The organism is Yersinia sp. Marseille-Q3913 (assembly GCF_963892745.1).
Taxonomy (GTDB): Bacteria; Pseudomonadota; Gammaproteobacteria; order Enterobacterales; family Enterobacteriaceae; genus Yersinia; species Yersinia bercovieri.
Window position 1 is genome coordinate 113,774 of the sequence record NZ_CAWQAF010000055.1, and the last position, 24,165, is coordinate 137,938.

Here is a 24,165-nt window from a genome sequence, read left to right on the forward strand (position 1 = left end):
GGTGTTTTTTACATGTGACATATTCCAAATCGCGATTTTTGTTATATCGTGACTTCATTTTTCTTTTTGCTAAACTCCACTCTGCGTCAAATAAAAATACTAATAATAAGCCAATAACGTTCTACTTACCTTATACTCAGTACCCGCGACAGGAGATTAATAATGGCAATTGATTATGGATTGACCGCTCAGGAAATTATTAAATATATTGGCGGTGATAATAATGTGATTACTGTCACACATTGTGCGACACGTTTACGTTTTATATTGAAAGATAATAAGGTTGTCGACAAAGAACGGTTAAATCGCGTTAAAGGTGTTATTACCGTGATTGAAGCGGGCGGGCAAATGCAGGTGGTGATCGGTAATCACGTCGGCGATGCCTATAAGCACGTTACCCGTTTGATAAGTATCGATGAGAGCGCTCCAGTAGCTGCACCGAAGGTGGGTATTGTTAGCCGCCTGATGGATATCATCTCCAGTATCTTCGCCCCCTTTCTTTACCCGTTGGCGGCCTGCGGTATCTTGCAGGGGATTATCTCTTTTCTTGCCGCGATCGGTTGGATGGATGCGGCGAGCGGAACCTACCGTATTTTGAATTTTGTTTCATGGACCGGTTTTACGTTCTTGCCGGTGATGGTGGCCTTTACCGCCGCGAAAAAATTCAATGTTAACCCCTTTACCGCCGTTATTACCGCCTGTGCACTGATCAGCCCTGATTATATGAATATGCTGACGGCCAATAAAATCATCACGGTGAATTCAGCTGACCCAGCTATTCAGCAACTGATGCATGAAGCGGTGAATAATCCGCAGGTTGCCCATATTCTAAATACCATTGTCGGTATTCCTTTATCGTCTCCGACTTTGGATTTCTTCGGTATTCCCGTGCAATACCTGAGTTATACCGCCTCGGTTATCCCGATCATTTTAATGGTCTGGGCGATGTCTTATGTGCAGCGTTTCTTCGAGCGCATCTTACCGATGGTGGTGCGTAACCTGTTCACCCCGATGTTCTGTATCGCCATCATGGTGCCATTAACGCTGTTGGTTTTCGGCCCGATCGGTAATCTGATTGGCGGGGCCATTGGTGGGGTTTACAACACACTTTATAACCTTAGTCCAGCTATTGCGGGCTTTGTGGTCGGGGTTTTCTGGCAGCCATTGGTCACCTTAGGTGTCCATTGGGGGATTACGCCGGTCACGGTCGGCAACTACGCGACTCTGGGTTATGACACCTTTACCGGCCTGCAAGCTTCCGCGGTATTTGCCATGGCGGGCACCATGTTTGGCGTTTACTTAAAAACCCGCAACCACGAAATGAAAGGTATTTCATTGTCGGCAGGTATTACGGCACTGTTCGGGATTACCGAGCCGGCAATTTATGGCGTAGCTTTACGGTTGAAAAAACCTTTCTTGTGCAGTTGTGCTGCAGGTGGGATTGGCGGGGCGATTGCCGGTTCATTTAATGCTGTGTCGTGGAGTTACTGTTTGCCAGGTATCGCCGTGCTGCCGGTCTTCTTTAAAGAGGGGCATATGGCACAGTTCCTCGGGTTCCTGCTCTCTATCTCGGTGGCATTCGTATTAGGTGCAGTTTTTACCTGGTTGGTTGGTTTTAGTGATGAACCAGAGAGCGCGGAGCAAAGCGCGAAAGCTCCTGAGACGCCGATTGTTCAGGCGCAGATGAATCAGGGCTAAAATAGTTTTAATCCTCAGGCGGGTCATTACCCGCCGTTGATTTCCATTTTCAGGGTGCATAGTTGCCCGTAGTGCTAAGGGAGAAAGTTATGAATCACAAACAATTACCGCAAGATTTCTTATGGGGCGGCGCAGTCGCCGCACATCAGGTCGAAGGCGGTTGGGATAAAGGCGGCAAAGGCGTGAGTATCGCCGATGTGCTCTCCGGCGGCGCGCATGGTGTTGATCGTGTCATGACTGATGGCGTGCAGGAGGGTTACCGCTATCCGAACCATGAAGCCGTTGATTTTTATGGTCATTACAAAGAGGATATCGCGTTATTTGCTGAGATGGGCTTCAAGTGTTTCCGCACCTCCATTGCCTGGACGCGCATCTTCCCGAACGGTGATGAGCAGCAACCGAATGAAGCGGGCCTGCAATTCTACGACGACATGTTTGATGAGTTGCTGAAATATGGTATCGAGCCGGTTATTACCTTATCTCACTTCGAGATGCCGTGGCATTTGGTTAAAGAGTACGGTGGCTGGAAAAACCGTCAAGTGGTCGACTTCTTCGTGAAATTCAGCGAAGTGGTGATGGAACGCTATAAAAGCAAAGTAAAATATTGGATGACCTTCAACGAGATCAATAACCAACGCAACTGGAAATATCCATTGTTCGGCTATTGCTGCTCGGGCGTGATATTCACCGAGCAGGAGAACCCGGAAGAGACCATGTACCAAGTGCTGCATCATCAGTTTGTTGCCAGTGCCAAAGTGGTAAAACTCGGTCATGCCATTAATCCCGAGTTCAAAATTGGCTGTATGGTCGCGATGGTGCCGCTCTATCCCTTCTCATGCCATCCAGATGACATGATGTATTCGGTCGAAGCCATGCGTGAGCGTTATCTATTCGGTGACGTCCATATGCGCGGCTACTATCCGTCATATATCCTGAATGAGTGGGGGCGCCGTGGATTCACTATCCATATGGAAGAGGGCGATCTCGAGGCTCTGCGTGAGGGCTGTGCTGACTACATGGGGCTGAGCTATTACATGAGTAATGCGGTATCTGCGGTCAATCCGGGGAGTGGCAACTCACTTTCTGGCTTTGAAGGCAGTGTCCCTAACCCGCACGTCAAGGCCTCAGACTGGGGATGGCAGATTGATCCGGTCGGTTTGCGTTATTCACTGAGCGTATTGTATGAGCGCTACCAAAAGCCGTTGTTTATTGTTGAAAACGGTTTTGGTGCAATTGATAAAGTGGCCGATGACGGTATGGTGCACGACGATTATCGCATTGCTTATCTGAAAGCGCATATTGAACAGATGAAGAAAGCGGTATTTGAAGATGGCGTTGAGTTAATGGGGTACACCCCGTGGGGCTGTATTGATTGTGTATCATTTACCACCGGTGAATACAGCAAACGTTATGGTTTTATCTATGTGGATAAAAACGATGACGGCACCGGCACCATGGCGCGCTCACGTAAATTAAGTTTTGACTGGTATAAGAAGGTGATCTCCAGTAACGGTGAAGAGCTCTAGCACTGTTGTTAGGATGTCATTTGGGAAAGGCCGCTTACAGGTAGGGGTCTTTCCTCGCTTTACTTTTTTTGTGCATATAATACGGCGACGAATTGATGCGCAAGCCTAAAATTTGACTCGCTAATTTTACTTTCAGATTGACTGACGCGGGAACGCGCGGATCCTTCATCAATGCCTGCACTCCAGTCACCGTGCCAGCCCCCTACATATTAGCGTCATTGCTCTTCGCCAATTGAAAGCCACTCATCAATTTAAATCCTTGGCCGTAGAACTCTTTTCAATCTCTCCCGTTACTTGAAATTAACTGTTGTTATATACAGTGATTAATGTCATCTTACTCATGTTCCTAAGTAACAAAATTTTGCTTAAATACTTAGCAATCATACTGTTATATCTAAAGTAGATTGGCCCGTCAGGTTGGTGTGTACTAATAATATATTTAATATCAATTGGTTATTTGGTTTGTTTTAGACTAAATCTAATATGGTTACTGATTTGTTAATGGTAGTTGCTCTTCATACTTTCAGACGACCAGGCTCTGGAAACATTCAGGTTTGAACTTTTACTAACCCTTAAGCATATAGAGGTAAACATGGCAAAGACCCTACCCCGTAGCGGGATTTTTGCGCTGCTTGCAGTGATGGTGGCGGCATTAAGTGGTGTATCCCATGCGGCAGATACTGTTCGTGTTGGTTCAAAAATTGATACCGAAGGCTCATTGTTAGGCAATATTATTGTGCAGGTGCTAGATGCCAATGGGATAAAAACCACCAATAAATCACAGTTAGGTACCACCAAAGTGGTGCGTAGTGCCATCACTGCGGGTGAAATTGATATTTACCCTGAATATACTGGTAATGGTGCTTTTTTCTTCTCTGATGAGAAAGACTCTGCCTGGAAGGATAGCAAGGCGGGCTATGAGAAAGTAAAAGCGCTGGATTATGAGAAAAATAAATTGGTATGGCTCTCGCCCGCGCCAGCAAATAACACCTGGACCATTGCAGTGCGTCAGGATTTAGCTCAAGCGAATAATTTGAAAACCTTGGATGATCTGGGTAAATGGATTACTGCAGGGGGGAAATTCAAACTGGCGGCCTCTGCCGAGTTTATTGAACGCCCTGATGCCTTACCTGCTTTTCAGCAAGCTTATGGTTTTAAATTGAATCAAGACCAGCTGTTATCACTGGCAGGTGGTGATACAGCGGTGACGATTAAAGCCGCTGCTGAGCAAACTTCTGGTGTTAATGCGGCCATGGCCTATGGTACAGATGGCCCCGTTGCGGCTTTAGGGTTACAGACGCTGGAAGATCCCAAAGGGGTGCAACCTATTTACGCGCCAACACCGATTATTCGTGAGGCCACACTGAAACAACATCCGACGATACCTGCGTTACTCAACCCAGTATTTGCCACTCTGGATGGCCCGACGTTACAAAAACTGAATGCGCGTATCGCGGTTGAAGGTCAGGATGCGAAGCGAGTGGCAGCTAATTACCTGAAAGAAAAAGGCTTCGTTAAAGGGTAACCGCGTGCGTTAGGGATGGTGTTATAGCTAGCAGTCTGTAGTGCCATTCAAATACACAGGTGATCCGTTATTGTAATTAAGATTACCTGTCATGGAGATGGATTTTTATGGCCGTTAAAAACCGAGTCCTGCTAGCACTGGTTATTTTGCTGGTTTTATCTGGGATAGGGCTCTCTTTTGTTAGTCATGCACCGAATAGGCTGATTTCCGGGCAGGGGATCGCGCTAATGTCGTTGATAACAGGTTCGGTTTGGTGGCTGTTAGCTCCTATATTGCTACTGCTTGCCTGTGCTTTTTGTAAACAAAACATTGTGCTGCATGGGTCAACACTCTTATTTGCCGAGGTGCTACTGTTTGGCTTGCTGCTGCTGGCAGGGAGAACGGCCACACAGCTTACAGGGGGGGAAGATAGCCTTGCTCGCACCTCGTTAGGCGGCGGGTTTTGGCTAATGAGTGGATTAAGCATATTGATTGCGGTGGATAGCTTGTCCCGCGCTATTGTCAATCCTCTCTGGCGCAGTTTGGCCAATATCTTGCTGGTTTTACCGGTAGTGGTATTGCTGGCAACAGGGCAACTAGATCAACTTTCGCTAATGAAAGAGTACGTTAATCGTCAGGATGTGTTTGATGATGCCCTCTGGCAACACCTTCAGATTCTATTGGCTACGGTAGTACCCGCGGTACTTATTGGCATCCCCCTTGGCTTGCTCTGTTTTCGCTCTCGCCGCTTTCAAAGCACTATTTTTTCAACATTGAATATTATCCAAACCATCCCATCAATTGCCTTGTTTGGCTTGCTCATTGCACCTTTGGCGGGGCTGGCTGCGGCAGTCCCATGGTTAGCAGATCACGGTGTTAGCGGTATCGGTCTGGCACCAGCGATTATCGCACTGGTGCTTTATGCGTTGTTACCGCTAGTTCGCAGTGTGGTTGCGGGGCTAGAGTCTGTTCCGGACAGTGTTGTCGAGTCAGCCCAAGGTATGGGGATGACCCGCAGCCAGCTATTCTTTTGGGTGCAAATACCTATTGCAATGCCGCTTATTTTGTCCGGCATTCGAATTATTGCGGTGCAAACGGTAGGGCTTGCTGTCGTGGCTGCATTAATTGGTGCTGGCGGGCTAGGGGCGATTATGTTTCAAGGTTTGCTGAGTAGCGCATTGGACTTAGTGCTACTGGGCGTGATACCGGTGATAGTGATGGCAGTCATGGTTGACTCACTGTTTAAATTCATCGTTATTTTTATGGATACTTCAAATCGATGATTCATTTCCATCAGGTAAGTAAATATTTTGCCGGCAAACGGGCGGTAGATAACCTGACGTTGCAGATTGCCAAAGGGGAGTTCACCGTATTGATTGGGACCTCTGGCTCTGGCAAGTCGACCACACTGAAGATGATTAACCGACTTATTGAGCATGATGAAGGGGAGATCCATTTTGCCGGTGAAGAGATCCGCAATTATAAACCGGAAGATATACGGCGGCGGATGGGGTATGCCATTCAATCCATAGGTTTATTTCCACACTGGACTGTGGAGCGCAATATCGCCACTGTGCCGCAGTTACTAAAATGGCCACAGGATCGTATCCGCCAGCGGGTGAAAGAGTTACTTGAGTTATTACATCTGGAGCCAGAACAATTTCTCCATCGCTACCCCCATCAGCTCTCTGGTGGGCAGCAGCAGCGAGTCGGTGTCGCGCGGGCTTTGGCCGCTGATCCGGAAGTCTTATTGATGGATGAGCCATTTGGCGCACTAGATCCGGTGACGCGTTCAGCATTACAGTTCGAGATTAGCCGTATCCACCAATTATCGGGGCGAACTATCGTGCTGGTCACCCATGATATCGATGAGGCGCTGAGCCTGGCTGACCGCATTGTCCTGATGGATGAGGGGCGAGTCATCCAGCAAGGAACGCCATTTGAAATGTTGACTCAACCCGCCAATGATTTTGTCCGTGATTTTTTTGGTCGTAGTGACCTCGGTATTAAGTTGCTATCACTTGGCTGGGTTGAACAACGGGTCAGACGCGGTGAAACGCTGATAGGGTTGCCGATACTCGGTACAACCAGTCTGCGTGAAGCGCTTTCTCTGTTTGTGTCACGTCAGACGGATAAATTGCCTGTGATCGATGAACATGGCAAGCCATTAGGTGTGATCTATTTTGCTGATTTAATAGCAGATAAGGGGGGCGTGTGAAATTTGGGGCGACCAACGCCAGTGATATAAAGAGAGCCGCCTCTAAACGCGGAGCATTTTGGCTACTGAATGGGTTAACAGACCCGCTCTGTTGGGCGGTGCTTCTGCTCGCGGGGTTGGTTTTTGGCATGACCTCCCTACACGGTTTTTTTGCTGCTCTATTTCCCAGTCTCGATAGACCCGTCTATCTGCAAGATACCTTCTGGTCACTGGTCGTCGCTCACGTCATGCTGGTAGTGGCCTCCAGTATTATCGCTGTTTTGATTGGCGTTAGTGCTGGTGTTGCAGTGACTCGTCCAGCAGGGAAAGAGTTTCGTTCAGTGGTGGAAACTGTTGTCGCGATGGGGCAGACTTTTCCACCGGTCGCGGTACTTGCCATTGCAGTACCTGTGATGGGGTTTAGTGAGAAACCTGCAATTATCGCTTTAGTGCTGTATGGCCTATTACCCATTTTACAAGGGACGATCACCGGTATTGAGTCTGTTTCGCGAGGTATCCGCGAGGTGGCGCAAGGGGTGGGAATGAGTAGCCGGCAGATTTTGTGGCGGGTTGAATTGCCTCTAGCCGCCCCGGTTATTGTGGCGGGTATTCGAACATCGGTCATTATCAATATTGGTACTGCCGCTATTGCTTCTACCGTCGGGACAAAAACGCTGGGTTCTCCTATCATTATTGGCCTAAGTGGTTTTAATACCGCCTATGTTATTCAGGGGGCGGTTGTTGTCGCACTATTGGCAATAATTACGGATATGATTTTTTCGCGTTTGAGTCGGCGGTTGTCAGGTTGGCGTGAATGATCAACGCTTCCCGTAGTGAGGCTGGCTGACTATCTTCTGTCGTTTTTATGAGCAGCAGGAAGCTATGCTGATTTATGGTGCGGTCAATGGGGCTGAGGCCGCGTTAGCTAAAGATAAGTTATTGAGTAAAACATTTAGTCTATTACCTTGAGCGGCTTAGAACGTCATTAAGCAGATGTAAGCAACCGCTTTTGCATCGGGCATGACAATACCTTAATAATATATTCCCACTATATGTAATTATATTTGCTGTTAATATATAGATTAAGTTTTCATATTAAATAATTTATGTAATCAATTATTTATCCAGTAACGATTTAAATATCTCAGGTTATATAAGTGTTATTATTTATATTCTAGATTTTCTTTATTTATACCTTATATCAGCTACATTTATAGTTGCAGAAAATATCTATTCTCATTTTTACTCTTTTATAGGCGTTTGTAAGGATTACCTATGTCTACAGATGATCAAAAGGTCGGGCTTATTCCCGTAACCCTTATGGTTGCAGGGAATATAATGGGGTCTGGCGTATTCTTATTACCGGCTAGTTTAGCTTCAACGGGTGGAATAGCCATCTGGGGGTGGCTGGTGACGATTGTTGGTGCATTAGCACTTTCAATGGTTTATGCCAAAATGTCATCTTTGGATGATAGCCCGGGCGGTTCCTATGCTTATGCGCGGCGAGCTTTTGGCCCATTTTTAGGTTATCAGACCAATGTTCTCTACTGGTTAGCCTGCTGGATTGGCAATATTGCGATGGTAGTTATTGGTGTTGGTTATCTCAGCTATTTCTTCCCAATATTGAAAGAGCCAATGGTATTAACTATTACCTGTGTTGTGGTTCTGTGGATATTTGTTGGACTGAATATTGTTGGGCCTAAAATGATTACCCGAGTACAAGCGGTTGCCACGTCGCTAGCGTTGATACCTATTGTTGGCATCGCACTATTTGGCTGGTTCTGGTTCAAAGGCGAAATTTATATGGCCGCCTGGAATGTCAGCGGTTTGGGCACCTTGGGCGCAATTCAAAGTACTCTAAATGTCACGTTATGGTCATTTATTGGGGTAGAAACGGCCTCAGTGGCTGCCGGTGTTGTGAAAAATCCCAAGCGTAATGTGCCGATTGCCACTGTGGGGGGCGTGTTGATTGCTGCCGTCTGCTATCTCCTCTCCAGCAGCGCTATCATGGGCATGATCCCTAATGCGGAGTTACGTGTATCAGCATCACCTTTTGGCGACGCTGCACGTCTTGCCCTAGGGGACACCGCTGGCGCAATAGTTTCACTCTGTGCGGCAATAGGTTGCTTAGGTTCGCTAGGGGGCTGGACATTGGTTGCCGGGCAAACGGCCAAAGCGGCCGCTGATGATGGGTTATTCCCGCCGATATTTGGGAAGGTTAACCAGTCCGGAACACCTGTCGCGGGGCTACTGATCCTGGGGGTTCTGATGACGATATTCCAAATCAGCAGTATCTCGCCCAATGCCGCTAAAGAGTTTGGTTTAGTCTCTTCTGTTTCTGTTATTTTTACGCTAGTTCCGTATTTGTATACTTGCGCTGCGTTATTGCTGGTGGGGCATGGTCATTTAGGGTCAAGAGCAAACACCTATGTCGGCATTACCCTGATCGCTTTTGTCTATTGTATTTGGGCTGTCATCGGTTCGGGGGCTAACGAGGTGATGTGGTCATTCGTAACTCTAATGGTTATCACTGCCCTATACACATTCAATTATAACCGTACCCATAAAAACCCATTCCCTCTCGATTCCCCTGTTAAGAGTGCTCAGTAATCAGGGTTACCCGCTAATTGATTGGGCATCATTGTTGCAATGTGATAAATCATAGCGAATAAGGACCAATGCAATGATTGACTTAAGTAGCCATAAAAAGCGTAACGTTTTAGTCGTCGACAGTAATATTCGTGATTTCACTACCGCTAATGGTCGGGCGGTGAACGAACTCATTATTGCGTTGGATGATATCAATTTCAATGTCATCGCTGCCGCGACATTTGAAGATGGCCGGGCAACGGTGGCGTCGGATGCTTCATTGTGCTGTATTTTTGTCGATTGGACTTCCGGTGGTAATGATGATGAATCCCACAGTCAGGCATTTGCTCTGCTGCAAGATATTCGCCTCCGCAATAAATCTATTCCGGTGTTATTGATGGCGGAGCATTCATGTATTGATAGCTTGAATTTAGATACCATGAAGCTGGTCAATGAGTTTGTCTGGATGCATGAAGATACAGCCGAATTTATTGCTGCCCGTGCCAATGCATTGATTAGCAAATATTATCAGCAGTTATTACCCCCCTTTACCAAAGCCCTGTTGCAGTACACGCAAGATAACCCTGAGTATTCCTGGGCCGCACCGGGCCATCAGGGGGGCGTGGCATTCAGTAAGAGTGCCGTGGGGCGCGAGTTTCTGGATTTCTTTGGCGAAAATCTGTTTCGTTCAGATACCGGGATCGAGCGGGCATCATTGGGTTCGTTACTTGACCACAGCGGGCCAATAAAAGAGTCCGAGGCCTATGCGGCACAAATCTTTGGTGCGCATATCAGCTACTCAATGCTCAATGGCACTTCCGGTTCTAACCGCGCCATTATGACGGCGGTAGTGGGTGATAAGCAGATAGCGTTATGTGACCGTAACTGCCATAAGTCTATTGAGCAGGGGTTGGTGTTAACCGGGGCATTACCGGTATTTTTTATCCCAACCCGCAACTGCTATGGCATTATCGGCCCTATCCCCAAAGCCCAATTTCAACCTGCCGCCATTGTCGAGAGAGTCGCGCAGAATCCGCTAAAGGCATTGATTTCAGAGAGTAAACCTGTCTATGCAGTGATCACCAATTGTACCTATGACGGCATGTGCTATAACGCGAAACAAGCACAAGATCTATTGGCCAAAAGTGTCGATCAGATTCATTTCGATGAGGCGTGGTATGCCTATGCGCGCTTTAATCCTCTTTATCGTGATCGCTTCGCCATGCGCGGCGCTCCCACCGATCATGATCCGCAGGGGCCGACTGTTTTTGCCACGCAATCAACACATAAATTACTGGCAGCACTATCTCAAGCTTCTTATATCCACGTGAGAAATGGTAAAAAACCCATCGAGCACTCACGTTTTAATGAATCCTATATGTTGCAGTCCACCACCTCGCCGCTCTACGCCATTATTGCCGCCAATGAAGTGGGGGCGGCGATGATGGAGGGGGATCAAGGCCAGGGGTTAACGCAAGAGGTTATCAATGAAGCGGTCGATTTCCGCTTAGCGCTGGCACGTGCATATGACGCTTTTGCCCAACAAGGTGAGTGGTTCTTTAAACCCTGGAATGCGCCGGAGATCACTGAGAGTAAAAGTGGTAAGCGGGTTCCTTTTGCGCAAGCGTCAAGAGAGCAGTTAACCACTGATCCTGACTGCTGGGTACTCAAACCCGGTGAGTCGTGGCATGGTTTTGACCAATTAGAGGATGATTGGTGCATGCTAGACCCCATTAAGGCTGGGATTATGGTGCCGGGCATGGGGGATGATGGCCGCTTGGTCGACAAGGGGATCCCCGCGGCGGTGGTGACGGAATTCCTCGGGCAACGGGGGATTGTGCCTTCGCGAACCACTGACTTTATGGTGTTGTGCCTGTTTTCGGTAGGGGTGACCAAAGGGAAGTGGGGCACACTAATCAATGTGCTGCTGGAGTTCAAGCAGCACTATGACAGCGATACGCCAGTATCGATTTGCCTGCCTAATCTGGCTAAAGGCTATCCGCAGCAATACGGGCATATTGGTCTGAAACAATTGTGTGACACCATGTTTGCTTATATGAAAATCAGTGAGATAGATAAGCTGCAGGCGGAGGCATTCAGTCATTTACCCACTCCGATAACCTTACCTCGTCAGGCTTTTCAAGAACATATGGCTGGGCGTTGTGAGTTGCTGCCACTAGACAAGTTGGCAGGGCGCATCTCTGCCGTCGGCGTAATTCCTTACCCTCCGGGTATTCCCATCGTGATGCCGGGGGAGAGTTTTGGGCGTGATGATGAGCCGTGGTTGCGCTACATTCGAAGCCTTGCTGATTGGGGCTGGCATTTTCCCGGATTCGAGAAGATTTTGGAAGGTTCCGAGCAGAAAGACGGGCACTATTATATCTGGGTATTGAAGCAGTCGTTGTGACTGTGTTTGATTATTAATCACAGGGGGAATGATTATACCCTGTGATTAATGGGCGCTACGGGGACTCTTGACCATTGTTGGATAAGCCCGCCGGGCCGATATCAGACAGTGGGGAGGATTCTGTGGTTTCAGTTTCATGTGGCGTGGTTGAACGGGTATAAATGTTCAGCCCAGCCAGAAAAACGCCACCTAATGAACTCAGAGCCATTATCGCAATCAGGATAATGAGTGCTTTTCTTAGCATAATTATTTTCACTTTTATCTAACCAGCGGGAATTATAGCCTGTTCACTCAATGAAACAACTGTGTTGCACTCTTGATGCGAAAAGATTAACGCGACTTAAACAGAAATTTCCCCAGCGTGACCAATACCACCGCAGAAACAATCACCGCTAATGCACACCATTCAGTGGTCGATAAACTTTCACCGGCAAAGCCGATACCCAGCAACACAGCAACTACCGGATTCACATAGGCGTAGCTGGTTGCCACCGCCGGACGGACACTCTTCAGCAAATACATATAGGCGCTGATGGCGAGCATTGAGCCGAAAACAATCAAATAAAGCAATGAAAGAATGCCGCCCATACTTGGCATTTGATTCAGCTCTTCGCCACTTAATGTACTGGCAATTAACAGCACCACCCCTGCAACCAACATCTGCGCAGCGCCGGACATCGCCCCACTTGGCAATGCCAGACGTGAACTCCAGACCGAGCCAAATGCCCAACTGGCAGAAGCCAGCAATATCAGGGCCGCACCCATTGGGTTACCCAATAAGTTGCTGCCGGTATTTAGTAATATGATGCCGACCAGACCGAGAGCAATTCCAGACCACTCCAGTTTTGTATTGCGCATACCCCATAACATGCTGAAACATAAAGTGAATAGCGGTACGGTCGCGACCATGACGGCAGCAATGCCGGAAGGGACGTGTCGGTGTTCGGCGATGGTAACTAGCCCATTGCCGATGGCCAATAATAAGATGCCGATGGCACTGGCGCCCATCCATTGGCGCAACGTGGGTAGAGCATGGCCTCGGATGGCAAGGAAACTGAACAGTAACACCCCAGCGATCAGGTAGCGTAAGCCAGCCATCATCAGCGGTGGCCAGCTTTCCACCCCGATGCGGATGACCAGATAAGTTGAACCCCAAACGAAATATAAGGTGAAGAGTGAACCGACCAGCAACCACAGATTACGGCTATTTTGCTTTAACATAGTTATTCAATAAGAAAAGGGCAGTAAAACAGAGATGCACCAGTAAACATGAGAATAGTGCTGGTAAGCAAAGGTTTTTATCGTTTTTTTACGTTTTAAATATTCGCCTAATTTTTACGCTAAAACAGGGGGTTATTCTTGAAGTTGATGGTTGCTGGGTTCATAAGCAGTGACAAAACCTATCTTTCCCATGAAAGCTAAAAATGCTTCGGGCATGATGCATAAAGCTCGATCCATATCTTAGGTATGGCTTTTGCCGTTATTTCTGCTTATCAGACAAGGTGAATGATTTATGGTTGTAATCTCTTTATGCAGGGGGCGGCAGTTTGGCATTAACCCCATCATTTTTGGCGGTTTTTTCGTTAGACTAATGCTGCTATTTACATTCATCACCATGCCCGCAGATGCCGCGCAACATGAGTATGCTTTTCTATCGGCCCGCGAGTTGCAGCATAATAAACTGGCGATTGCACAGAAACAGGCATCGAAGGAGACCATGCAGGCCTATCAGCAGCTACTGCAACAAGCGGATAGAGCACTGAAACAGCCGGATCAAAGTGTCATGGAGAAAAGCATGATGCCACCTAGCGGCTCTAAACATGATTATCTCAGCCTCAGTGCGTATTGGTGGCCAGATAGCCAAAAAAGTGATGGCCTACCTTGGGTGCGTAAAGATGGGCAGATTAATCCGGCGAGTAAAAATGCTGACAGTGATGGTGTCAGGCTGGCTGATTTTACCGCCCAGGTTGAGGCATTGACGCTAGCCTGGTATTTTTCCGGCCAGCAGCAGTATGCCGATAAAGCCATTAGCATGATCCGCACTTGGTTTATTGCCCCGCAAACGCGCATGGATCCGAATCTCAATTTTGCTCAGGGCGTGCCCGGAATTGCTACCGGGCGTGGTACTGGGGTGCTGGATGGGCGCTATTTTGCTACCCGTATTGTCGATTCGCTGATTATGTTACAGCAAAATCAGCTCTGGACCGCAGATGATGAGAGTCAAATGCGGCAATGGATGACGGAGTATCTACAGTGGCTACAAAATAGCCCCGCAGGTAAAAAAGAGGCGGCGGCGCAGAATAATCACGGCAACTGGTATGCGGCACAAGTGGCCGGTATTGCCTGGTATCTGCAACAGCCCAAGGTGGTGGCCGAGATGGCTGAATTGCTGAAAACTAAACTAGACACCCAGTTAGCCGCAGAGGGTTCACAGCCGCTGGAGTTGGCGCGAACTCGCTCTTTCCACTACAGCTATTTCAGCTTACAAGCGGCGGTTTTGATGGCCCAACTGGCTGATAAAGTCCATATCGATCTGTGGCGTTACCAAACACCCAATGGCAGCGGTTTGATTAAGGCGCTTGATTTTATGGCCCCTTTTTCGGATGAGCAGAAGAAATGGCCCTATCGCAGCCTTGATCATATCGGCGTCCGCTTGGTACCACTGATGATTCAGGCTGATAAAGGTTTAGGTGAAAATCGCTACCAGCGATGGATTCAAGGCGCAGATTTTTCCTCTACTGACGATACAAAACGAAGAGGTGCGGTTGCTGAGGCACTGCGCGAATCGAGGTTATTGGCGGTGAGCTCAGATTAATCGTCTGTTCACAAAGAGTTATTTGTGGATAAAATAGTCGTTTACCGATAAATAAAAAAAGCCGGGAATTATCCCGGCATAATAACAAGTAACAGATTAAACTTACCAATCACAATGAAGCATTCAAACAGTAAAGCAATGAGGATAATACCGATGCAGGGTAATTAGAACTGATAAACCAGGCCGACAGCCACAACGTTATCGGTATTCAGCTTTAGCTTATTATCGTCACTCAGTTGGTTGATTTTATAATCCACATAGGTGGACATGTTCTTATTGAAGTAATAAGAAGCACCGATATCAACATATTTTACTAAATCAGTGTCGCCGATACCTTCGATATCTTTGCCTTTAGATTGAACATAAGCCAATGAAGGTTTTAAGCCGAAATCAAACAGGTATTGAGCGACTAATTCCACGTTTTGGGTTTTATTAGCAAAACCACTTACGCTGGTTGAAACATTATTAATCACCGCAGTGCCAGAAATAGGTGTCATATTACGGGTTTCGGCATAAGTTGCTGCCAGATAAACGCCGTTGTCATCATATTTCAGACCGGTAGTCCAGGCATCAGCTTTATCGCCTTTACCGAAGGTGCCACTCTTTTGTGCGGTGGTACGGTTAGATGAGGCATAGGCCGCACCAACACTCACACCCGCACCAATTTCATAGCTAGAGGAGATGCCGAAGCCGTCGCCATTCTGTTTGGTCGCATCGGCACGGCCGTTATTGCTTTCTGTTTCGCTGCCGTTTTTGCCTTGATATTGCAGAGAGAATTTCAAACCATCAACCAGACCGAAGAAATCTGTATTGCGGTAAGTTGCCACACCGGTTGTACGGCCAGTCATAAAGTTATCGGTTCTGGTGTAGCTGTCATTGCCGAACTCAGGCAACATATCGGTCCAGGCGGCGACGTCATATAATACGCCGTAGTTACGACCATAATCGATTGAGCCTAATTTACCGTAACGTAAGCCAGCAAAAGCTAAACGTGTTTTGTTATCTTTTGTTTCCTGGCTTTCAGCATAGTTAGCAGCAATGTTATATTCCCATTGGCCGTAACCGGTCAGATCGTCAGTAATTTTAGTGGCACCTTTAAAACCAAAACGGACGTAAGACTTGTCGCCATCACTTTTATTATTATCAGAGAAGTAATGCAATGCTTTTACTTTTCCGTATAAATCAAGCTTATTGCCATCTTTATTATAAATTTCTGCTGCGTGTGATGTAGTGGCAACTAATAAAGCCGGTACCAGGATTGCCAGAATATTACGTTTCATAATTTGCCCTGTTTCTCTTATTTGAAAAAACGCGAATGGTTAAATTTTCTGCTGTATCCAATATCTGTCTGAATTCGTCCAGCGCAGAATTTTTACCGCATCTGTGTGATATATTTATGACAAATCATAAATAACTGCGACATTGCGTAAATTTCATCCCACTGTCATTGGCGCAAGTCGCGGATTTCAACTACTGTTGCTGTGCTTTCAGGCTGACGTGGGCGTTATGGTGTGGGACAATAGGGCAACATTCAGTTTAGATAAGATATGCATGGCGTTGTCCCCAGCAGTAAAAGAACAAATAAGTCAGTGGTATAAGGCGCTTTCGCAGCAGATCCCCGATTTTATTTCCCGCGCGCCGCAGCGCCAGATGATAGCCGAAGTGGCGAAAACGCTGGCGGGCGACGCTGGCCGCCATTTGGCTATTGAGGCACCGACCGGTGTCGGCAAAACCTTGTCCTATCTGATACCCGGCATTGCGGTTGGTCGGGCAGAAAGCAAGCCGTTGGTGGTCAGTACCGCTAACGTGGCACTACAGGATCAGATTTACAGCAAAGATCTGCCGCTGCTAAAGAAAATTATTCCCGATCTTAAATTCACCGGTGCTTTTGGGCGTGGGCGTTATGTGTGTCCGCGCAATCTGGCGGCAATGTGCACGGATGTTTCCGGGCAGGGGGATCTCTCCCTGTTTCTCGGTGATGAACTGGCCCCCGCCAACGGTGAAGAGCAAGCTACCTGTCTGGCGCTCACTAAATCACTGAACAGCCATCTCTGGGACGGGCTGCGCGACCATCATCAGTTGTCACTCAGTGACAGCTTGTGGGCCAAATTAAGCACTGATAAAGCCAACTGCCTGGGGCGCAATTGCCACTATTTTCGTGAATGCCCGTTCTTTATTGCCCGCAAAGAGATAGAGAGTGCTGATGTGGTGGTCGCCAATCATGCATTGGTGATGGCGGCGCTGGAAACTGAATCTGTGTTGCCCAATCCCAAAGAACTGCTATTGGTGCTGGATGAAGGCCACCATTTGCCGGATGTGGCGCGGGATGCCCTTGAAATTGAAGGTGAAATTACCGCCGTTTTTGCCAATATGCAGCTGGATATGATTGTGCGACTGGTGGATCAATGCATGGTGCAGTATCGGCCAAAAAATCCCCCCAGTTTATCGAATCCGGAGCGCCTGAAAGATCATTGTGAGCAGTTGCGTGAGCTGATGCTGAGTGTTGAGCAGCAGGTGAGTCAACTGCTGCCAGCCGATGGTAGCCCGGCGGTATACCGTTTTGAGATGGGCGAGTTACCGGGCAGTTTGACGGAGGATTGCGCCAAATTATTTAAGCTGACAGATGCCTTACGCGGTTTGGCCGAGTTTGTGCTCAATGATTTGAGCGAACAGACCGGTAAGCATGACATTGTCCGTTTGCATCGGGCGATTATCCAAATGAGCCGGACGCTGGGCTATCTGGAGGCCATGAACAAGCTTTGGCGGCTGGCGGCGATGGCCAAAGCCTCGAATGCGCCCATTTCCAAATGGATCACCCGCGATTATCGCGAAAACCAAACGCACCTCTATTTTCACTGCGTGGGGATACGGGTCAGCGATCAACTCGATAAAATGCTGTGGCGTAAAGTGCCCCATGTGATTGTGACCTCCGCGACATTGCGCTCGTTAAATAGCTTTGCACGTTTGCAAGAGCTGAGTGGCTTGAGCGAAAAGGCCGGAGATCGCTTCGCCGCGCTGTCATCGCCGTTTAACCATATTGAGCAAGGGAAGCTGATTATTCCCAAAATGCGCTTTGAGCCGACCATAGCCCATGAGGCTGAACATTTAGCTGAAATGGCGCACTTTTTCCGCGCCCAGCAGGCCAGTGGGCGGCATAAGGGGATGCTGATCCTGTTCAGTAGCCACCGGGCAATGCAAACCTTCCTCAGCCATGTGACGGATTTACGTCTAATGCTGCTGGTACAGGGGGATCAACCGCGCTATCGGCTGGTCGAGGAGCACCGTAAACGGGTCAATAGCGGCACTGCCAGTGTATTGATTGGCCTGCAATCATTCGCCGAAGGATTGGATTTGAAGGGTGAATTACTGACTCAGGTTCATATCCACAAAATATCGTTCCCGCCTATCGACAGCCCCGTGATCCTCACGGAGGGGGAGTGGCTGAAGTCGCTGAAACGCTACCCATTTGAAGTGCAAAGCTTGCCAAGTGCCTCGTTTAACCTGATTCAGCAGGTTGGGCGGTTGATCCGCAGTAATCAGTGCCACGGTGAAATTGTGATTTATGATAGGCGCTTATTAACCAAAGGTTATGGGTCACGACTATTGGCCGCGCTACCTATCTTCCCCATTGAGCAACCCGATATGCCGGAGGGGAAGATGGCACCTGCGATAACGCTGCCCGTTAAGCCAGCAGGGAAGAGAGGGCGTAAGAAACGGGGGTAAAGTTTGGTTTTTGGCTCACTAACCCTCTTTTTACCTAATTATTTATATAAAAAGTCATTTCATCTGAAATCTTTCCCTATCGGCATAAAATCAGTGACTAAGATTAAATAAGCCGCTGGGGAGCTGACCCTAACAAGTTAAGCCTGGTAGTACCTTCGGCGTAAATAGCAGGTGGTGGGTTAGCGGTTGCGCTAACTGCTATCGACATATTTATCAGGCAGGGGTGAAACAGCATGAAACAGCTAATGGCAGAGTTTATTGGCACTTTCTGGTTGGTGTTAGGCGGGTGTGGTAGTGCAGTTTTGGCGGCTATGTTCCCGGTGGCGGGGATTGGATTTCTCGGGGTGGCGCTGGCATTTGGCCTGACGGTGGTCACCATGGCTTATGCATTGGGGCATGTCTCTGGCGCACATTTTAACCCGGCAGTATCACTGGGTTTATGGGTCGGTGGCCGCTTCTCTGGTTCGCAATTAATACCCTATATCGTGGCGCAGGTGCTGGGCGGGCTAGCGGGTGCGACAATTTTGTACTTAATCGCCAGTGGTAAAGCGGGTTTTGATGTCACTGCCGGATTCGCCAGCAATGGTTTTGGTGAGCGCTCACCGGGGGGGTATAGCTTACAAGCGGTGCTGGTGGCCGAGGTGGTGCTGACCATGGGGTTTGTGATGGTTATTATGGGGGCGACCGATACACGTTCTCCGGCGGCGGCGGCACCACTGGCTATCGGCCTATGTCTCACACTGATTCATTTAATCAGTATCCCGGTGGATAATACCTCGGTAAATCCTGCACGTAGCACCGGCGTGGCTATCTTTGCCGGGGGCGTTGCCTTGCAACAACTATGGGTATTCTGGCTCGCCCCTTTAGTGGGAGGAGCCTTGGGCGGTGCCATCTATCGTGTTCTGTTCAGCCCACCGGAAGAGCTGAGTAAGCCGCAATAATCTTCAGGCCACTGCTGTCGTTTATCTCAGCAGTGGCCTGCTCTCATGCCAACTAACCCCCCTCATAAACCCACCAGTGGCACCGTCACTAAAAGCAGCATAGCCGATTGATATCCTTGATGCATTGATTGTGGCTGTTACACCACAACGGCAGTGGTAACTATTTGGCTATATCTATTACTATCAGTGATAGAGTTTCGGTAATATCTAATCTGATTTATGTTTAACAGGTCATGACAGGGGTAATACCGCACCATGGATTACAGCAAAATTATCAAAGAGATTGGGCGCGGTAAGAACCATGCCCGCGATCTGGATCAGCCGACGGCTTATGAGCTGTACAAAGCCATGTTGGCAGAGCAAGTTCCGGCGCTGGAGTTGGGTGGCATCCTGATAGCCTTTCGGATCAAAGGTGAATCCGGGCAGGAGATTTTGGGCTTTTATCAGGCGATGCAAGAGCAGGTGATGACACTGCGCGCACCGGCGGGCCACCCGTTACCGGTGGTGATCCCAAGCTATAATGGTGCTCGCAAGCAAGCCAACCTGACCCCCTTACTGGCACTATTGCTCTCGCGTCTTGGCCTGCCGGTGGTGGTGCACGGCGTGACCGAAGATAGCAGCCGGGTGACCAGTGCCGAGATTTTCCAACAGCTGAATATCCCGTGGTCACTCACCGCAGCAGAAGCCCAACAGCGGCTGGATAGTGGATTGCCCGTGTTTATCCCGGTGTCAGCACTCTCCGCGCCATTGGACAATCAATTGCAGCAACGCTGGCGCATGGGGGTGAGAAACAGTAGCCACACGCTGGCAAAACTGGCCACACCATTCATTCATGACGAAGCACTGCGGCTAGCCAGTGTGTCCCACCCTGAATATATGCAAAAAGTCGGGGGCTTCTTCCAGACGATCAATGCACCCGCGTTGTTGCAGCAAGGTAGTGAAGGGGAGGTCTATGCCAGCCCATTACGCAGCTCGTCGATCCATTATATCAATGGGGGCGAACAGCAAATTTTACTCGATCGCCAACCGGAGCTGACGGAGCCTGAGTTGCCCGCGTCGAAAGAGGCGGCGGTAACCGCAGGTTGGATTGAGCGCTGCCTGACGGGCGAGATCCCAATCCCTGACGCGATCCAGAAACAGTTGGCGTGCTGTTTAGTGGCGGCGAGGCAGGCTGACTCTGTCGAGCAGGCGCTGCAACAGATTGAAAAAATGTAGTTTTTCTCGTGGCTTGTTGTCTGATTTGCTCAGTGCCAGACTGAGGGGGATCTTTGATTCCCTTCATCTAACTTAACAACAGGAAAAATCAAAATGAAAGTGATGATTATCGGAGCCAGTGGAACCATTGGGCGTGCAATAGTAGAAAAGTTGAAGGATCGGCATGACATCATCTGCGTTGGAAAAACGCAGGGCGATTTGCAGGTTGATATCAGAGATGAGAAGAGTGTGCGCGCCCTGTTTAAGCAAAGCGGCCATGTTGATGCGATTGTGGCTGCCACAGGAAATGTTCACTTTGGGCCATTTAGCGAGATGACGGCCGTACAGTTTCAATCTGGGCTGCATGATAAACTCATGGGGCAGGTACAACTGGTGATGATCGGCAAGGAGTACCTGAATCCAGGAGGTTCCTTTACCCTAACCACCGGCATACTGGCGCAGAATGCCATCCGCGATGGGGTGAATGCCACCACCGTGAATGCCGCACTGGAAGGTTTTGTCAGCGCGGTAGCAAATGAGCTGCCGGGATTACGGATTAACGCGGTTAGCCCAACCATACTGACCGAAGCCGAAGAGAGCTACGGCCCCTTCTTCCCGGGATTTGAAAGTGTTCCGGGCAGCCGGGTGGCCATGGCGTATCAGCGCAGTGTTGAAGGGATAGAGAGCGGTAAAATTTACCGTGTTTGGTAATCATTGACCGTTACAGCTTCTGTCACGGTGCGGTGCGGTTATTGAGTGAATATACCCACGGCCCTGATAAAGCGGGGGACTTCCGCTGTCCCCCGCTCGTAGAGCAGTTACTTCAGCTGGCGCAGTTTGGGCCGCTCCGGCATGGTGTAACTCACATTGCCCGCCACCCCAGCAGGGGGGCTGTTCGTCACGGACGACCAGGAGGTTGGAACACCGGCATCATCCAGTACGGCAAGGACTCCGTAACCGCCGTAGACTGCCCGTAGGTTATGCAGTGCGGTAATCTCGGCTGGCACTGTGCCGCCAAGGTCAGGATTCCCCCAAGCCACCACGCTGCCGTTGGCGCGCAGAGCCGCAAAAGCATACGAGCTCCCGACCAGTAGGACAATATCGCTCAGGCCAGCCACCTCATTGGAAACCGTCCCCCCACGGGCAGGATCCCCCCAGGCGAGCACGCTGCCATCCGCCCGCAGCGCCGCAAAGGCACTCCCACTTCCGACCAGTTGGACAATATCGCTCAGGCCTGCCACTGCCGACGATACCGCGCCCCCACTGTCTGGTTTCCCCCAGGCCACCACGCTGCCGTTGGCGCGCAGCGCCGCAAAGGCAGTCTCCCCCGCGACCAGTTGGACAATATCGGTCAGGCCCGCCACTGAGGCCGTGTCGCCACCGAACGCGTAGTAGGGATAGGCCACCACGCTGCCGTTGGCCCGCAGCGCCGCAAAGGCATAATCCCCCCCGACCACCTGCACAATATCGCGCAAGCCCGCCACCGCCGGCGATACAGTACCCCCATCGTCGGGATTTCCCCAGGCCACCAGGCTGCCATCTGCCCGCAGCGCCGCAAAGGTAGACTGGCCCCCGACCACCTGCACAATATCGCGCAGGCCCGCCACCGCCGGCGGCACTGTGCCCCCATTATTGGCATCCTTCGCCCAAGCCACCACGCTGCCGTCCGCGCACCGTGCCGCTAAGGCACTCCCCCCCGCGACCACCTGGACGATATTGCGCAGGCCCGCTACCGCTGGTGGTACTTTGCCCCCGGCGAAGTCATACCCCCAGGCTGCCACGCTGCCGTCGGCGCCCAGTGACTCAAAGGTAGACTGGCCCCCGACCACCTGGACAATATCGCGCAGGCTGGCCACCGTGGCTGCGTCGCCCGGGTAAACGTAACCCCCCCAGGCCGCCACGCTACCGTCATTGAGCACCACCGCACAGGCACCACTAGACAGGGCTATGTTCTGCGGTCGTAACCGCACCACCTCGTTGCCGACGCTGACGACCAGCTCCAGCTCTGGGTGGGTATCAATAAAGCGCACGCCAGTGCTCACCTCGGGCAGCCCCTCATACTGCCAGTTCGCCTTGAGCAGCGCCCGGGTGGTCTGGTCCTGGGCCACCAGACAGCCCGAACCCTGATGATAGGAGGCCGAACTACCTCTGGCCCCCACCACCCACAGATTGCCGACATGAACCAGTTTTTGGATACTGTAGTGCGCCATGGACGACAGCCTGTCGTCGTTGACCGCGTAGCGCAGATCCACCGAACCGCCCAGATAGGGGTCAATCTGGGCGGTTGGCACCTGGACGCGGATATATCCCTGGGCAACGTCCACTGCGCTCACCAAATTGGCCGGTGACTTGTATACCTGCCCCGGAGTCCCCGCCGCATCAACGGGTATCCACTCCAGCTGTACCTTGTCTCCGGCGGCTATCAGCGGGTAGCTGATACGCACCTGGGCCCCGCCGATTAGTCTTTCTGGGTCAAGCTGGTCACCGTCTGCCTCCTCTATCACCGGGGCAGTTAGCGGGGCGGCTTCGCCCACCCGGTAAGTCTGATGTAATGACACCTGTGTGTCGCCACCGGCCACCGGCTCCACCTCGTACCAGACCTCTACCGTCCCGCCGTCAAACGGCTGCGCACCCTCTGCCGCTTCGCAGTCAAAACTGACTGGCTCACCGACCAGCGCCTTTGGTACAGGCATACTGTCCGTCAGGATCACCGGGTCGCCCGACGGGGGGGTACCCCGCCAGAGGTAACTCAGTTTGTCTTTTGCTGCCATTCCGGGCCAAGGTGGGACGGTTAGGGTGAGGAGATCCGGCTCCAGCGGGTCAATTTCACCCGCCAGCGCTTCTTCAATCACCGGGGCTGCCAGTTGACTCACCGGCGGGACATCCACTCCAATGTGCTCTTCCTCTGAGTAGACACCATCTACATCGTAGCTCAGGTACAATGTACCTCCATCGGCATAGGGCTTCAGATAAGTGGCGATATCGACCGGGAAAGTGATGACTTTATCCACGGTGCCTGCCGACACGGCTTTGCCTTTATTATAGGTGGGCCCCAACAGATTGATGTCGGGTAGAACCCCCCACCAGCGCAGAGTGACATACTGACCTCCGGCCATTCCGGGCCAGGGAAGAATATCCACATTGACGGTTTTTTTCGTGCCGAGTTCGCTAAGCTGAATGGCCCCCCCGGAAGCTTCGCGCAGCCCGGGTGCAGGCAGAGTAGTATCAAGCCGACTGTCAGGCTCTCCGGGATGGGCAGACAAGTGAGTGTGGGTCATGTTGGTTTCTCCTGAAGGAAAAAAAGGTCGCCCCAGACCGATGCGCTTTCGCAGGTACGATATCCAGGTCGTATGAGTGAGCATAGGGAGAGATGACGGAGAGGGATAATGACATTAAGTGTTCAGTTGATAACCGTAGGTGGCTGATGAACGTAGCCCGGCAGTGTTGGTTGAGAGGCCAGCACATAATGCCATTCAACTCAGGTCAGTTGCCCCACTCACGGGATGACACCCGCTTTAGGGCGATTTATGCTATCTTACGCGCCAGAAAATGCCGATTAGAGAGTCAGTAC

The 24,165-nt window shown here is 50.1% G+C and carries 17 protein-coding genes; 13 read left to right on the forward strand and 4 right to left on the reverse strand.

Annotated elements, in window-relative coordinates; all coding sequences use genetic code 11:
* The first annotated feature begins 162 nt into the window (after window positions 1-162).
* From AACW11_RS16710 to AACW11_RS16745, 8 genes are all read left to right on the forward strand, one after another.
* Window positions 163-1,698 carry a PTS transporter subunit EIIC gene (locus AACW11_RS16710; protein WP_212584844.1) on the forward strand — a complete coding sequence of 512 codons (1,536 nt, stop codon included), beginning with the start codon at window positions 163-165 and terminating at the stop codon, window positions 1,696-1,698.
* An 89-nt stretch (window positions 1,699-1,787) separates the two neighbouring features.
* Entirely contained in the window at window positions 1,788-3,224 is a 1,437-nt protein-coding gene (locus AACW11_RS16715) for a 6-phospho-beta-glucosidase (RefSeq protein WP_212584845.1), read from the forward strand.
* A 592-nt stretch (window positions 3,225-3,816) separates the two neighbouring features.
* Complete coding sequence (gene osmF, locus AACW11_RS16720) at window positions 3,817-4,749, forward strand: glycine betaine ABC transporter substrate-binding protein OsmF (protein WP_212584846.1); 933 nt, start codon at window positions 3,817-3,819, stop codon at window positions 4,747-4,749.
* 107 nt (window positions 4,750-4,856) lie between these two features.
* Window positions 4,857-6,011: an ABC transporter permease gene (locus AACW11_RS16725; RefSeq protein WP_212584847.1), complete on the forward strand. Its 1,155-nt coding sequence runs from the start codon at window positions 4,857-4,859 to the stop codon at window positions 6,009-6,011.
* Window positions 6,008-6,946 (forward strand): ABC transporter ATP-binding protein, encoded by a 939-nt coding sequence (locus tag AACW11_RS16730; RefSeq protein ID WP_212584848.1) that lies wholly within the window; start codon window positions 6,008-6,010, stop codon window positions 6,944-6,946. Before AACW11_RS16725 ends, AACW11_RS16730 begins: the two co-directional genes overlap by 4 nt.
* A gap of 128 nt (window positions 6,947-7,074) precedes the next feature.
* Window positions 7,075-7,743, forward strand: coding sequence for an ABC transporter permease (locus AACW11_RS16735; protein ID WP_249192772.1), 669 nt, complete (start codon window positions 7,075-7,077; stop codon window positions 7,741-7,743).
* Window positions 7,744-8,200: 457 nt separating this feature from the next.
* Window positions 8,201-9,535, forward strand: coding sequence for an arginine/agmatine antiporter (gene adiC / locus AACW11_RS16740; RefSeq protein ID WP_212584849.1), 1,335 nt, complete (start codon window positions 8,201-8,203; stop codon window positions 9,533-9,535).
* Window positions 9,536-9,608: 73 nt separating this feature from the next.
* A complete protein-coding gene (locus AACW11_RS16745; RefSeq protein ID WP_212584850.1) occupies window positions 9,609-11,921 on the forward strand; it encodes an Orn/Lys/Arg decarboxylase N-terminal domain-containing protein in 2,313 nt (770 codons plus the stop codon).
* Between the two features lie 55 nt (window positions 11,922-11,976).
* Here AACW11_RS16745 and AACW11_RS16750 read toward each other — a convergent pair whose 3' ends face one another.
* Window positions 11,977-12,165, reverse strand: a complete 189-nt coding sequence (locus AACW11_RS16750) for a hypothetical protein (RefSeq protein WP_032815427.1) — start codon at window positions 12,163-12,165, stop codon at window positions 11,977-11,979.
* Between the two features lie 86 nt (window positions 12,166-12,251).
* The gene (yedA, locus tag AACW11_RS16755; protein ID WP_212584851.1) at window positions 12,252-13,142 is read right to left on the reverse strand and encodes a drug/metabolite exporter YedA; all 891 of its coding nucleotides are present in this window, start codon (window positions 13,140-13,142) and stop codon (window positions 12,252-12,254) included.
* A 370-nt stretch (window positions 13,143-13,512) separates the two neighbouring features.
* Between yedA and AACW11_RS16760 the strand changes: the two genes are divergently transcribed.
* Window positions 13,513-14,736 carry an alginate lyase family protein gene (locus AACW11_RS16760; protein WP_212584917.1) on the forward strand — a complete coding sequence of 408 codons (1,224 nt, stop codon included), beginning with the start codon at window positions 13,513-13,515 and terminating at the stop codon, window positions 14,734-14,736.
* 164 nt (window positions 14,737-14,900) lie between these two features.
* Here the strand turns inward: AACW11_RS16760 and ompF2 are convergent, their stop codons facing one another.
* A complete protein-coding gene (gene ompF2 / locus AACW11_RS16765; RefSeq protein WP_212584852.1) occupies window positions 14,901-16,016 on the reverse strand; it encodes a porin OmpF2 in 1,116 nt (371 codons plus the stop codon).
* 271 nt (window positions 16,017-16,287) lie between these two features.
* On the opposite strand from ompF2, the gene dinG reads away from it, so the two are divergent.
* The 4 genes from dinG to AACW11_RS16785 all read left to right on the forward strand — a co-directional run bounded on the left by dinG (window position 16,288) and on the right by AACW11_RS16785 (window position 21,305).
* Window positions 16,288-18,459 (forward strand): ATP-dependent DNA helicase DinG, encoded by a 2,172-nt coding sequence (gene dinG / locus AACW11_RS16770; RefSeq protein WP_212584853.1) that lies wholly within the window; start codon window positions 16,288-16,290, stop codon window positions 18,457-18,459.
* Window positions 18,460-18,692: 233 nt separating this feature from the next.
* The gene (gene aqpZ / locus AACW11_RS16775; RefSeq protein WP_212584854.1) at window positions 18,693-19,400 is read left to right on the forward strand and encodes an aquaporin Z; all 708 of its coding nucleotides are present in this window, start codon (window positions 18,693-18,695) and stop codon (window positions 19,398-19,400) included.
* A 255-nt stretch (window positions 19,401-19,655) separates the two neighbouring features.
* Window positions 19,656-20,615 carry a DNA-binding protein YbiB gene (gene ybiB / locus AACW11_RS16780; RefSeq protein WP_212584855.1) on the forward strand — a complete coding sequence of 320 codons (960 nt, stop codon included), beginning with the start codon at window positions 19,656-19,658 and terminating at the stop codon, window positions 20,613-20,615.
* 93 nt (window positions 20,616-20,708) lie between these two features.
* Window positions 20,709-21,305 (forward strand): short chain dehydrogenase, encoded by a 597-nt coding sequence (locus AACW11_RS16785; protein ID WP_212584856.1) that lies wholly within the window; start codon window positions 20,709-20,711, stop codon window positions 21,303-21,305.
* A 107-nt stretch (window positions 21,306-21,412) separates the two neighbouring features.
* On the opposite strand, the gene AACW11_RS16790 is transcribed toward AACW11_RS16785, so the two are convergent.
* Complete coding sequence (locus AACW11_RS16790; protein ID WP_212584857.1) at window positions 21,413-23,872, reverse strand: RCC1 domain-containing protein; 2,460 nt, start codon at window positions 23,870-23,872, stop codon at window positions 21,413-21,415.
* Window positions 23,873-24,165 lie beyond the last annotated feature (293 nt).

Coding starts and splice junctions, on each gene's coding strand:
- AACW11_RS16710 (WP_212584844.1), top strand. CDS start 163: ATGGCAATTGATTATGGATTGACCGCTCAGGAAATTATTAAATATATT.
- AACW11_RS16715 (WP_212584845.1), top strand. CDS start 1,788: ATGAATCACAAACAATTACCGCAAGATTTCTTATGGGGCGGCGCAGTC.
- osmF (WP_212584846.1), top strand. CDS start 3,817: ATGGCAAAGACCCTACCCCGTAGCGGGATTTTTGCGCTGCTTGCAGTG.
- AACW11_RS16725 (WP_212584847.1), top strand. CDS start 4,857: ATGGCCGTTAAAAACCGAGTCCTGCTAGCACTGGTTATTTTGCTGGTT.
- AACW11_RS16730 (WP_212584848.1), top strand. CDS start 6,008: ATGATTCATTTCCATCAGGTAAGTAAATATTTTGCCGGCAAACGGGCG.
- AACW11_RS16735 (WP_249192772.1), top strand. CDS start 7,075: ATGACCTCCCTACACGGTTTTTTTGCTGCTCTATTTCCCAGTCTCGAT.
- adiC (WP_212584849.1), top strand. CDS start 8,201: ATGTCTACAGATGATCAAAAGGTCGGGCTTATTCCCGTAACCCTTATG.
- AACW11_RS16745 (WP_212584850.1), top strand. CDS start 9,609: ATGATTGACTTAAGTAGCCATAAAAAGCGTAACGTTTTAGTCGTCGAC.
- AACW11_RS16750 (WP_032815427.1), bottom strand. CDS start 12,165: ATGCTAAGAAAAGCACTCATTATCCTGATTGCGATAATGGCTCTGAGT.
- yedA (WP_212584851.1), bottom strand. CDS start 13,142: ATGTTAAAGCAAAATAGCCGTAATCTGTGGTTGCTGGTCGGTTCACTC.
- AACW11_RS16760 (WP_212584917.1), top strand. CDS start 13,513: ATGCTGCTATTTACATTCATCACCATGCCCGCAGATGCCGCGCAACAT.
- ompF2 (WP_212584852.1), bottom strand. CDS start 16,016: ATGAAACGTAATATTCTGGCAATCCTGGTACCGGCTTTATTAGTTGCC.
- dinG (WP_212584853.1), top strand. CDS start 16,288: ATGGCGTTGTCCCCAGCAGTAAAAGAACAAATAAGTCAGTGGTATAAG.
- aqpZ (WP_212584854.1), top strand. CDS start 18,693: ATGAAACAGCTAATGGCAGAGTTTATTGGCACTTTCTGGTTGGTGTTA.
- ybiB (WP_212584855.1), top strand. CDS start 19,656: ATGGATTACAGCAAAATTATCAAAGAGATTGGGCGCGGTAAGAACCAT.
- AACW11_RS16785 (WP_212584856.1), top strand. CDS start 20,709: ATGAAAGTGATGATTATCGGAGCCAGTGGAACCATTGGGCGTGCAATA.
- AACW11_RS16790 (WP_212584857.1), bottom strand. CDS start 23,872: ATGACCCACACTCACTTGTCTGCCCATCCCGGAGAGCCTGACAGTCGG.